At 73.3% G+C, this 11,810-nt stretch carries 11 protein-coding genes; all 11 read right to left on the bottom strand.

The window, feature by feature from the left end:
* Positions 1-300: 300 nt before the first annotated feature.
* Entirely contained in the window at positions 301-1,854 is a 1,554-nt protein-coding gene (locus ABZT14_RS12310; RefSeq protein WP_356300216.1) for an alpha/beta hydrolase, read from the bottom strand.
* A gap of 271 nt (positions 1,855-2,125) precedes the next feature.
* The gene (locus ABZT14_RS12315) at positions 2,126-2,803 is read right to left on the bottom strand and encodes an alpha/beta hydrolase (RefSeq protein ID WP_356300219.1); all 678 of its coding nucleotides are present in this window, start codon (positions 2,801-2,803) and stop codon (positions 2,126-2,128) included.
* Positions 2,800-4,005: a kynureninase gene (kynU, locus tag ABZT14_RS12320; protein WP_356300222.1), complete on the bottom strand. Its 1,206-nt coding sequence runs from the start codon at positions 4,003-4,005 to the stop codon at positions 2,800-2,802. Before kynU ends, ABZT14_RS12315 begins: the two co-directional genes overlap by 4 nt.
* Positions 3,998-4,885: a tryptophan 2,3-dioxygenase family protein gene (locus ABZT14_RS12325; RefSeq protein ID WP_356300225.1), complete on the bottom strand. Its 888-nt coding sequence runs from the start codon at positions 4,883-4,885 to the stop codon at positions 3,998-4,000. Before ABZT14_RS12325 ends, kynU begins: the two co-directional genes overlap by 8 nt.
* Positions 4,886-5,100: 215 nt before the next feature.
* Positions 5,101-5,514, bottom strand: a complete 414-nt coding sequence (locus tag ABZT14_RS12330; protein WP_356300228.1) for a DUF3151 domain-containing protein — start codon at positions 5,512-5,514, stop codon at positions 5,101-5,103.
* 174 nt (positions 5,515-5,688) lie between these two features.
* Positions 5,689-6,711, bottom strand: coding sequence for a class II fructose-bisphosphate aldolase (gene fbaA, locus ABZT14_RS12335; protein WP_356300231.1), 1,023 nt, complete (start codon positions 6,709-6,711; stop codon positions 5,689-5,691).
* Positions 6,712-7,635: 924 nt separating this feature from the next.
* Positions 7,636-8,175, bottom strand: coding sequence for an orotate phosphoribosyltransferase (gene pyrE / locus ABZT14_RS12340; RefSeq protein ID WP_356300234.1), 540 nt, complete (start codon positions 8,173-8,175; stop codon positions 7,636-7,638).
* A gap of 10 nt (positions 8,176-8,185) precedes the next feature.
* Positions 8,186-9,010 (bottom strand): aldose 1-epimerase, encoded by an 825-nt coding sequence (locus ABZT14_RS12345; RefSeq protein WP_356300237.1) that lies wholly within the window; start codon positions 9,008-9,010, stop codon positions 8,186-8,188.
* A 131-nt stretch (positions 9,011-9,141) separates the two neighbouring features.
* A complete protein-coding gene (locus ABZT14_RS12350; protein ID WP_356300239.1) occupies positions 9,142-10,101 on the bottom strand; it encodes an SRPBCC family protein in 960 nt (319 codons plus the stop codon).
* Between the two features lie 112 nt (positions 10,102-10,213).
* The gene (locus tag ABZT14_RS12355) at positions 10,214-10,717 is read right to left on the bottom strand and encodes a DUF2617 family protein (protein WP_356300242.1); all 504 of its coding nucleotides are present in this window, start codon (positions 10,715-10,717) and stop codon (positions 10,214-10,216) included.
* 673 nt (positions 10,718-11,390) lie between these two features.
* Positions 11,391-11,672, bottom strand: a complete 282-nt coding sequence (locus tag ABZT14_RS12360; protein ID WP_356300244.1) for a hypothetical protein — start codon at positions 11,670-11,672, stop codon at positions 11,391-11,393.
* Positions 11,673-11,810 lie beyond the last annotated feature (138 nt).

Genomic DNA, 11,810 nt, shown 5'->3' on the forward strand with positions numbered 1-11,810 from the left:
TGGGGGTGGTGTCGTGGACAGCGGGTGGAGCGGAGGTCGTCCACGCCTGGGGGCCGGTTTGTGCGCACCCTCGGGCGTCTCGGAGGAGGTGGTGGGGGGTGGGCTTGGGGGGAAAGGGGGGCTGGGGAAAATCCCCCACAACCCAACCCACCCCCGACCTCGACCACACGTGACTGTGGCGACCGGCCACCAGCCACCAGCACCACCCCTCACCCCCCTCACCCCGGCCCCGGACTCCAGGAGCCTCACCGCACCGCAGGGGCAGAACCCCACCGCCCGGTACCGGACACCGCGTCCCCCTCAACCCGACTGCGCGGAGCGCCCGTTGCCCGGGTGACCCCCCGCGATCCAGGCGATGTGACGAAGGGCGGCCCCACCTGGGACCAGGTAGTCACTGTGGTGGGCGTTGCCGGCGTCGAACCGGCGGGCCCCGAAGCTCGGGTGCACCGGATCAGGGCCGAGCCCCAGACCCGTACCCCACAGATCCGGGCCGACGTGCGGGATGTGGGCGATCCAGTCGTGGTTGCCCCTCCCCGCCCAGACCCTGACCCCGGAGCCCATGGCACTGGCGTCCGAGACTCCCGCTCCAGGGCTGCCGTACATGATCACGTCGACCAGTCCGGCCGAGGTCACCCGGGGCGGCCCTTCGTCGATCGCCGGCCCTCGGGAGGCGGAGGCCGGTTGGGGGTGCGCCGCTCGTGGCGAAGGCCCCTGGACGAGCCCCCTCTCAACAGGATTGCCCCGACCGGTGGTTGGCCCCACAGAGGGCGCGTGACTCGTGGCTGAGGTACCGGGCACCGCCGTCCCCGTCGTGCCGGCCTTCGTGGTGGGCGCTACGGGTGTGTCCCCACCCCCGTTGGCCTGCTTGCCGTAACCCGTGGCCAAGGTGCCAAGCACCGCACTGCCCCCACTGCCCGCCCTCGTGGCTGAGGCATCGGGCATCGCCGCTCTCGTGGTCGAGGTGTTGGGGTGCCGCTCCTGCGAGGTGCCTGCCTTCGTGGCCGACGTATCAGGCACCCTCGTGGCCAAGGTGCCAAGCACCGCTGTTCCTACGTGCTCCACCCCCGTGGTCGAGGTGCCGGGCACCGTCCTTTCGCTTCTGCCTGGACTGGGGGTGGGGTGACTGGGGTGGGGGAGGTTCTTGGCGGCTCGGCCGCACACGACCGCGCCGTAGGAGTGGCCCAGCAGGCTCAGGTGGGCGTGGGGGATGACGCGTCGCAGCGCGGTGACCTGGTCCACCAGGGCCCGTGCCCCCTCGTCCGCTCGCCGGGTGGTGGCCACCTGGGGGCTGAGGGTGCTGGGGGTGTCGTAACCGAGCCAGGCGACCACCGCCGAGGGGGTGTCGGGTGACTGGCGTGACATCTCCCGTTGTAGGGAGCGGGCGGCTCCGCCGAGGGTCTTGGCGGGGTTGGGCTCGTCGGCGGGCGGGTCGTAGTTGTCCAGTGTGGTGTCGGCTCCCGGTACCAGTACGGCCACGTGGCGGGCGTTCACCAGATCGCCGAGCACCTCCACCACGCGGCCCGGTCCGCGTGCGTCGAGGGTGAGCAACTGCCGCTGCGGGCTGCCGAGTTGGCGTAGGGCGTGAGCCCGGGCGCGGTCGCCGTGGTGGAGCGCCATCTCGGCCGCGTCCCGGGCGCTCTGGCGGGCCGCCAGGTAGTGGTCCGTCAGGGTGCGGGCGCTCAACGGCGGCAGTCGGGGTGGTGGGGGTGCGGGGGTGGCCGCCTGGCTGGTACCGGACAGGGGGAGCGAGGTCACGGTGACCAGGGAGGCCACCCACAGGTGCCGCTGCCTTCCCCTGACGCCCCGACGGTTGCCGTTCCGGCGTTCCCTGCCGTGTGGCCGGCCCACTCGCATCCTCGTACCTCCCTGTTCCGCCCGGTTGGCCGGGCACTACGGGGAAGTTAGGGATCACGGTGGGTGGTCGGCGTCCCTCCAGGGAGCCCACTGTGGGGGTGGCTCTCAGGTATGACGGGTACGGGGTGGGGCCGCTCGTACCGCACTCGCGAGCGAGCCCCCGCGCGGGTGACCCACCGGCGGCCTCACCCTCGGCGGGGAGGGAAAGGTGAGCGAAGGGGCAGCCGAAAGGGGAGTGGCGGGGACAAGGGCCGGAGGGGACCGGGGCCCGTTACCCGGCGTTCTCCTCGGCCAACTCCCCCACCAGGGTCTCGAAGCTGGCGTGACCCGGGGTGAGGGGGGCGAAGTGGTCGACCTCGGGGAGTTCGAGGAGCCGCGCGCCCTTGGCCCGGGCGTAGGAACGGGACTGGGCGAGGGGGACGTCGGTGTCGGCGGTGCCGTGGAGCAGGGTGACCGGGGCTGTCGGGGCGGGTAGGCGCAGCGGGTCGGCGTCGGGCAGGGCCGACTCCAGCTCGGGGCCGAGGAGTTCGGCCACCGCGCTGTCGCTGAGGCCCAGTCGGTGGGCGGTTCCCAGGTCGGCGACGGGGGCGACGGTCACCACCCGGCGTACCGCTTCGGGCACCCGGAGCGCGGCCAGCAGGGCGAGGTGGCCGCCCGCCGAGTGCCCCAACAGGGCCTGGGGCCCGTGGAGTTCGGCGAGCAGCCGGAGGGCGGAGGTGACGTCGTCGGCGGTGGCCGGCCAGCCCCCGCCGCCTCCCACCCTGCGGTACTCCACCAGCGCGCAGTCCGTACCCCGTCGCTGGAACTCCCTGGCCAGGGGTTCCAGGTAGGAGCGGTCGTAGCGCTCCCGCCAGTAGCCGCCGTGCAGCACGGTGAGCGTCGGGCGCGGGCCGTACAGGTCGACGAGTTGGGCGGGGTGGGGGCCGTACCGCAGGGTGGTGGGTGTCACCCGAGGACCTCCGCCAGGGTCCGGGCGGCCTGTTCGGCGTCCGCGTACGAGGTGTACAGCGGGGTGAAGCCGAAGCGCAGCACGTCCGGTTGGCGGAAGTCGCCGACGACGCCCCGGGCGATGAGCTTGTCCATCACCTGGCGGGCGTCGGGGCAGCGCAGGGAGATCTGGCTGCCCCGGCGGTGGTGTTCGCGGGGGGTGACGGTCTCCAGGCGGCCGTCCGGGGCGTAGGCCTCCACCGCGCGGAGGAACAGGTCCCCCAGGGCGAGGCTCTTGGCCCGTACGGCGTCGAGGTCGACGTCGTCCCAGACGGTGAGCGCCTGTTCCAGGGCGAGCATCGACAGGATGTCGGGGGTGCCCACCCGGCCGCGTCCCGCTCCCTCGGCGGGGGTGTAGTCGGGGGTCATCCCGAAGGGGTCGGCGTGGGAGTTCCAGCCGGGGAGGGGGGAGTCGAAGTCGGGTTGGTGGTCCCGTCGTACGTAGAGGTAGGCGGGGGCTCCGGGGCCGCCGTTGAGGTACTTGTAGGTGCAGCCGACGGCGAAGTCGACCCGGTGGGCGTCGAGGGGGACGGGCAGGGCGCCGGCGGTGTGGCACAGGTCCCACACCGTGAGGGCGCCGGCCTGGTGGAGGGCGCTGGTGAGGCCGGGCAGGTCGTGGAGCTGTCCGGTGCGGTAGTCGGCGTGGTTGACCAGGGCGACGGCCGTACGGGGCCCGGCCTCGGCGGCGATCCGTTCGGGGGGCAGGGCGCGTAGGGCGCAGCCGGTCATCCGGGCGGCGGACGAGGCGACGTAGCCGTCGGTGGGGAAGGTGCTGGCGTCGCACAGGATCTCGTCGCGGCCGGGGTCCCGGCTCTGGGCGAGGCGTACCGCGGCGACCACGGCCTTGAACACGTTGACGCTGGTGGAGTCGCTGACCACGACCTGTCCCGGGGCCGCCCCGATGAGGGGGGCGATGCGGTCACCGACGCGTTCGGAGGCCTCCCACCAGCCGGACTCGGTCCAGGAGCGGATGCGTAGCCGGCCCCACTCGTGGCGGATGACCTCCTCCAGGCGGTCGGCGACGGTGGTGGGCAGCGCGCCGAGGGAGTTGCCGTCGAGGTAGACGGTCTGGTCGTCGAGGACGAACTCCCGGCGTTTGGCGGCGAGCGGGTCCTGGGCGTCGAGGTGGAGTGCCTCGTCTCGCAGGGTGCGGGTCTCAGACATGGCTGCGCGCCGTCCACAGTTCGGGGAAGACCTGCTTGCCGGCGCGCTTCTCCAGCCAGGCGACGCCGGCGGAGCCGCCGGTGCCGACCTTGCTGCCCATGGCGCGGCGGGTGGCGACCAGGTGGTCGTTGCGCCATCGCCACACGAGTTCGGCTACTTCGGTCAGGGCTTCGCCGAGTCGGATGAGGGACCCGTCGGGCACGCCGCCAGGCGCTTCGCCACTGGTGCCGTCGGTGCTGTCCTGCTCGGCGCGGTACACGGCCGCCCAGATGGCCTCCACCTCGGGGTGGGGCTGGTAGCGCTGGCTGATGTCGCGGTCCAGGACCTCGCGGGGGACGGGGTGGCCGTGCCGGGCGAGGTAGTGGAGCACCTCGTCGTAGAGGGAGGGCTGGTGGAGGGCCTTCTCCAGTTCCTCGTGGACGCGGGGCGCTCCTCGGTGCGGCACCAGCATGGACGCGGACTTGTCGCCGAGCAGGAACTCCATGCGCCGGTACATCGCGGACTGGAAGCCGGAGCCCTCGCCCAGCGCGCTGCGGTAGGAGTTGAACTGGGCGGGGGTCAGGTGGGCCAGCGGTTCCCAGGAGGCGTTGAGCGACTGGAGTTCGTAGGCGGAGCGCTTCAGCGCGGCCAGGGCACGCGGCAGGTCGTCGCCGCGCAGGGCTTCGGCGGCGGTGGTCCACTCGTGCACGATCACGGTGAACCACAGCTCCATGACCTGGGTGGTGACCAGGAACACCATCTCTCCGGGGTCGTCGGAGAGGGGGTGCTGGAGGTGGGTGAGGACGTCGGCCTGTACGTAGTCCTCGTAGGGCGTGGTGCCCTGGAAGTCCAGGTTCGGCAGCTGCGAACCCTCTTCCCGGGCATCGGGGGTGTGCGACATCGCTGTCTCCTCGACGCGTACTTCCGGGTAGCGGTCCGCTCCTCCCGTCTCCTCGACTGCTTCGGAGCCCCGGTCCCCTCGGGCCCGTGCGTCCGGCGTCCGTCGAACGGACGGCCGGTCGGTCGGGCCCACCTTCGCATGATGTGCGAACGTGCCCCTCCGGGCAAGCCTGCCCGGACGACGGGTCCGGGCAGGGGCCCTGTGTGGTCGACCGGTCAGCTGAGGGTGGCCGCCGCCGTGGGCGAGCTCTCCTTGAGGAAGGTGGAGCAGCGCTCGTACTCCTCGGTCTCGCCGATCGCCTCGGCGGCCCGGGCCAGCGCGTGCAGGGCGCGGAGGAACCCGCGGTTGGGCTCGTGCTCGAACGGCACCGGCCCGTGTCCCTTCCAGCCGTTCCCGCGCAGCGCGTCCAGTCCCCGGTGGTACCCGGTACGGGCGTAGGCGTAGGACTCCACCGTGTTGCCCGCCTCGAAGGCGTCGTCCGCGAGCTGGGCCCAGGCCAGCGAGGACGCGGGGTAGCGGGCGGCCACCTCGGCCGGGTCGGTGCCGGAGGCCAGCAGCTGGCGGGGCTCCGGGTCGTCGGGCAGGTGGGTCGGGGGCGGGCCCCCGAGCAGGTTCTCGTGAATGGACATGGGTTCCAGTCTGCCTGGCGTCCGGCCCGGATGGGTACGGCCGGGGAAAGCCGGGGGCGGGCCGGGCGGTGGTTCCCTCGCGGTGCGCGTCGTACGCGTCGGGTGCGCCGGGGTACGCGGTCACACCGCGCGCCGTGCCGGAGTCGTCGGGGCCACCGCCCGGTCGCCGTGCGGCTACTTCAGCTTGGTGCCGGTGGAGCGCAGGTTGGCGCAGGCCTCGACCACGCGGGCGGCCATGGACTGCTCGGCGGCCTTGCCCCAGCTGCGGGGGTCGTAGGCCTTCTTGTTGCCGACCTCGCCGTCGACCTTCAGCACTCCGTCGTAGTTGCGGAGCATGTGGTCGGCCACGGGGCGGGTGAAGGCGTACTGGGTGTCGGTGTCCAGGTTCATCTTGACCACGCCGTTGTCCAGGGCGGTGGCGATCTCCTGCTCGGTGGAGCCGGAGCCGCCGTGGAAGACGAAGTCGAACGGGGACTGCTTGCCGTGCTGGGCGCCCACGCCCTCCTGGAGGTCCTTGAGCAGCTCGGGGCGGAGCACCACGTTGCCGGGCTTGTAGACGCCGTGGACGTTGCCGAAGGAGGCGGCCAGCAGGTAGCGGCCCTTCTCGCCCAGGCCGAGGGCCTCGGCGGTGCGCAGCGCGTCGTCGACGGTGGTGTACAGCTCGTCGTTGATCTCGTGGCTGACGCCGTCCTCCTCACCGCCGGTGGGGGTGATCTCCACCTCCAGGATGATCTTGGCGGCGACTGCCTGGGCCAGCAGTTCCCGGCCGATCTCCAGGTTGTCGGCGAGGGTCTCGGCGGAGCCGTCCCACATGTGGGACTGGAACAGCGGGTTGCGGCCGGCCTCCACCCGTTCCCGGGAGATCGCCAGCAGCGGGCGGACGTAGCCGTCCAGCTTGTCCTTGGGGCAGTGGTCGGTGTGCAGGGCCACGTTGACCGGGTACTTCTCGGCGAGGACGTGGGCGAACTCGGCGAGGGCGACGGCTCCGGTGACCATGTCCTTGCTGTACTGGCCGCCCAGGAACTCGGCGCCGCCGGTGGAGATCTGGACGATGCCGTCGCTCTCGGCGTCGGCGAAGCCCCGGAGAGCGGCGTTGAGGGTCTGGGTCGAGGTGACGTTGATGGCCGGGTAGGCGAACCTGCCGGCCTTCGCCCGGTCGAGCATCTCGTTGTAGACCTCGGGAGTTGCGATGGGCATCTGTCCGCTCCTTGTTGACGTGCGGTGGTTCTACGGGAAGTACTAAGGCCCTGACCGTGGGCGACGTCCTCGTCGACGCCCCCCATCCTTCCAGACGTGTACGGCCCCGGGGAGAACCGGTCGCTTGCCGGACGAAAGGGGTCGCGTTCCCCTCGGCCGCCCCGGAGGGGGCGCCGCTGGTGGGGCACTGCCCGGTCGCCGGAACGGCCGCCCCGCGTCCCGTTTCGGGGGTACGGCGGGTACGACGAGGGCGAACCCCGCTGCCCGAGGGCCGCCGCCCCATGCCTGGCGGTCACGGGCCCCACGGGCCACCGTCACGGGTCGCGCCGCCGCGACCGGTGTGCCGGCACGTCACCGGACAGGGGGGTGGAGTTCCTGGTGGCCGACCTTCGCCCCACTCCTCGGTACGGCCCCGGTGGGGCCCCGCTGGGCGAACGGTTCACACGACCGGGGCCACCCGTCGGCCGGCACCCGGCGGGGCGGGAGCCTCTGCCGGGGTCAGCGTGACCGGGCGGGACCCTCTGTCGGGGTCCGCGTGACCGGGCGGGACCGTGACCGTGACCGGTCGGCTGTACCCGACGGCCACTACGGGGCGCCCTCGGGGTGACCGTGGGGGCGGCCCCCCGGCTGGGCGGGCTCACCGGAGGTCGAGCGGGGCCCCCGGGTGCGCCCGAGATCGGCTGGGCCCCCTGGCCCCGACCCCGGCCGGCCCCGACCCCGAGCCCGGCAACAGTCGGGCAGCGCCCAGGTGGTGCCCGGTAGTGCCTCAGGCGGCGTCCCGACCTCGTACGTCGCCGTTCGGCCACTGTCGCCGTCCGCCGCGCGGGGTGGGTGGTGCCTGGAACCCGCCCACGCGGGGGCCCGGTGGTCCCGCGCCCGCCTGGTCGCTTCCGTCCGGGCGGCCCCGGGCGGCCCCGGCCGGGGTCAGTCCAGGCCGAGGTCGGTCAGGTCGAAGGCGTGCAGGTAGGGCAGTCCGGCCCGCCGCATCGCCCCGGCCGCGCCCCGTTCCACCAGGGTGGCGACCGCGACCACCTCGCCCCCGGCCTGGCGTACCGCCTCCACGGCGGTCAGCGGGGAGTTGCCGGTGGTCGAGGTGTCCTCCACCACCAGCACACGGCGGCCGGCGATGTCCGGCCCCTCGATACGGCGCTGCAACCCGTGGGCCTTGCCCGCCTTCCGCACCACGAAGGCGTCCAGCCGACGGCCCCGGGCGGCGGCGGCGTGCAGCATCGCGCTGGCCACCGGGTCCGCGCCCAGGGTCAGACCGCCGACCGCGTCGAAGTCCAGGTCGGCGGTGAGGTCCAACATCACCTCGCCGGCCAGTGGGGCGGCCTGGCCGTCCAGGGTGATCCTGCGCAGATCCACGTAGAAGTCGGCTTGTTGGCCGGAGGAGAGGGTCACCGTGCCGTGCACCACGGCCTTGTCCTTGATCTGTCGCAGCAGCTCGGCGCGTCGGTCTGTCATGGGGGCGAGCCTATGACAGCCGCCGGAGCGCCCAGGTCGTGGAGATCTCCAGGGGGTCGACCGGGGTGACCAGCCGGGGGCGGCTGTTGAGGCCGTTGGGCGGCCCGGACTGCGGCTCGACGCAGACCACCGACTCCGGCTTGTTGTAGATCACCACCCACTCCGCCCGGCTGGTGATCCGCACCTCGGCCTCCTTCGGCCAGGTCAGGGTGACGTCCACGCCGTCGGGCATTCCGAAGCAGTCGTCCCAGGGGCCGGGCAGCGGGTCCACCCGGCGTCCGGTGGGCAGGTGGTCGGGGCCGCGCTCCTCCTGCCAGGTGGGCGTGAAGTCGATGGTCACGTCCTCGCCACCGGAACCCAGGTTGCGCAGGAACCAGGGATGCCAGCCCGCCTGGGCCGGGAAGGAGTCCTCGGGTGTCTCCACTCCCATGGTCAGGGTGAGGGAACCGCCGTCCTCGGCCAGTTCCACGAGCTGGGTGACCTTGCCGGTCCAGGGCCAGGCGTCGCCCAGCCCGGTGGTGAACGCCGCTGAGGTGCTGTCCGCGCGGACGGTCTCCCAGGGCAGCTCCCGCACGGTGCCGTGCAGGGCGTGCGGGCCGGCGGTGATGGGCAGCTGGTAGAAGTCACCGCCGTTGAGGAACCGGCCACGGTCGGTACGGCCACACCAGGGGGCCATCACGAAGGAGCCGTATCGGGGTCCCTGCCGCAGGAGTTCACGACCGCCGACCCGCAGCGACGCCAGTCGGCAGCCGCGTTCCGGTTCGACGGTCAGCTCGGTGTCTCCGGCCTGGAGGAGCAGGCCGCCTTCGCTGTCCGGTGCTTGGGTCTCGTTCACACCCCTGACGGTACCGAGCTTGTCCGCCGGGTGGGTCGGCGACGGCCGTCAGGTCGCCGCTCACCCACCCGACGCCCGCCCGTACGGACGACGGCGGGCGCTCCGGGGCACGGCCCGGGGAGCGGTCCGGCTCACCCCCGGCGGCGCCTTCGGGGGCGCAGCGCCCTGGTGACGACCACGGCCCCGGCCACGGCGAGCGCGGCGGCGGGGGCGAGCCAGCGCAGGGACAGCGCGGTGGACTCCGATCCGGGTGGCGGGGTGGGGGCGTACCGGCCCCGGGGCGGGGCGTGGTCGACCTCCTCGGCGCTGCGGCCGATCATGGTGCGCCGGGCGTGGGCGGCCTCCGGGCCCAGGTGTTCGTCGTCCGAGGCGAGCGAGGGTGGCGGGATCTCGGTCTCGTACAGCGGGGTGGCCGCCGGTTCGTCGTCGGACTCGGGGGTGTCGTCGGTGTCCGGGGACTCGTCCTGGGTGCTGGTGTCGGAGTCGTCCCGGGTGGTGGCCCGCTGGTCGTCCGGGCTGTCCTCGGCGGGGGGCTGGTCGTCCTGCCGGCGTTCGGGCTGCTCGGGGCCGGGGATGCCGGGGATGGCCGGTTCGTTGTCGTCCGGTTCACCGATGCCGCCGTCGGCCTGCCGGGGGCGGGGGGCTTCGGCGAGCCGCTGGGAGAGTCGGCTGCCGAAGCGGTCCAGCAGCCGGGTGCCGGTGGCGGCGGCCACCTTCTCCTCGACCTCGGCCAGTCGCCCGGCCGCCCGTACGGTGCCGGAGCACACCAGTCGGGTGCCCTCGCCGTCCTCGGCGGGGCGGGGTACCAGGGTGAGGGTGAGGAGGACCCGGGCGCCGCCCCGGGCTTCGAAGCCGTCCCCCTCGACGTGCAGTCCGCCGTCCTCCGGGGTGAGGCGGAGGGTGCCGCGGTAGGTGATGGTGGAGCCGTGGACCCGGACCCTCAGCCGGCCTCGCAGGGTGTCCTGTGGTGTGGACTCCCCGGTGGAGGCGTCGAGTTGGAGGCCGGGTACGCAGCCGGCGGTCTGTGTCCGGTCGGCGAGGGCCGACCGTACCGTGCTGGGGGAAAACGGAAGGTACACCTCGTGCTCCATGCGCGGAGCCTACCCACTGGTCGCGGTCGCGGGCAGGGGTCCGACGTGTTCCCACGCGGGCTGTCCTCCGGTCGTGCTACCGCGCCCTCGCCCTGCGGAACGGGCGGGTGGTTCACCGGGCGGTGTTCACCCGGGTACGGGTGGAGACCAGCTGGCGGTCCTGGGGGTAGGAGTGCCAGGTGCGCCAGGTGAGGACCTCCTGTTGCCGTTGGGCGATCAGGGCGGTGAAGGCGTACGGGCTTCCCGGGAAGACACCGGCCAGCCCCTGGGGGTGTTCGGAGACCATGCCGAACAGGCCACGGGCCCGGTTGAGGAAGGAGCCGGCGGACAGGCTCTCGATGCGGGCGCTGAACTCGTACTCCCAGCCCCCTATCCGCTGGGACGCGGCCATGGGGAGTGGGGCGTTGCTGCCGGGCATACAGGCGACGGTCTCCGAGACCCGGTTGTCCCCGTGCACCAGCACCTGGTGGGAGGCGCCCAGCAGCCTCAACTGCACGTGCTGGGCGCCGAGTTGGAGGTTCAGCAGGGCGAGGCACGGCAGGGGTTCGCGGCCCAGCGCCCAGGTGAGGTCGCCGGCACGGGTGTCTGAGTAGGCGGTCGTGAGGGTCGTGAGCATGGGGTCGGCTCCGCAGGCACGCAGTGGAGAGCTTTGGGCCGGCCTGCCCGTCACCGCGCGAGGTATCACTGTGCCGGCTTGTGCCCTTGTGGGGTCCGGGGCTAGAAGTACCGAATCACGGAATGACGGGTTCCCACAGAGTTTTTACGCATTTTCAGTTGATGGGTCGATGTCTGGGTCGATACGTGCCGCAACCGGTCCGGGGCCCGGGGGTCGGCCCGCCCGGCCGAGGGTGTGACGACCCCCAACGTCCGTGCGGGAAGGCCCGGTTGACCAGGCTGACCGTGGAGCGGTCGCGGGAGGTCGGCCCCCGCGACCCCGTCGGTACGGTCACGTATCCGCTGTGACGGTCATCCTGCCAGGAGTTGGCGGCAGAGTCGTGGTCCCCCCGGGGCCGGTGGGTTGGGTGGGTCGCTGGGGCCCGCGCCCCGGGCCGGCCCGGGGGTGGACGTCGACGCCTCACCGGTGGTGGGGGCGTACGTACGGGGTGGACGGTGGGCGATGTCACCCACCGTCCACCCCGAGGTCGTCCTGTCGTGCCGTGGTGGCGGGGCGGCCGGGGTGCCCCACGGGCCCGGTGCGGTGGTCCGTGCCGGCGCGGCGGGGTGCCCCGGTGTCGCTCAACCGCTCCCGGAACGGCGCCCGTTGGGTGCGTACGCGGTGCCCCCGAGGCTCAGCTGCCGCCTCCGCCGCAACCGCCGCCGCCCCCGCCCCCGCAGGAGGAGCCTCCGCCACACGAGGAGCCGCCACCGCAGGACGAGCCCCCGCTGTCGCTGCCGCCCCCGCCGCCGTCGCTTCCGCAACCGCCTCCCGTGGCGGCGCCGCCGGCGTACCACCCCGCGCCCGAGCCGCCTCGGCGGCGGGCGGACCTGTCGCCGCGTCCGGCGGCGGTGGCGATCCCGGCGACCAGGGCGATCAGGATGACCGCCACGACGAAGATGATCACGATGCTCATAGTTTCCCCCTTGGTCTCGCTGGGCCGGCGCGCCGTTCCCGGGCCCGTGGACTGAACGGACAGCCGGGGCCCCCGTGTTGGTTCCACCTCCGACGGGGTTCGCCGGAGTGGCCCCGCTCGGACCTCGGTGGAGCGGCC

This window comes from Streptomyces sp. NPDC005438 (assembly GCF_040606315.1).
Classification (GTDB): Bacteria; Actinomycetota; Actinomycetes; order Streptomycetales; family Streptomycetaceae; genus Streptomyces.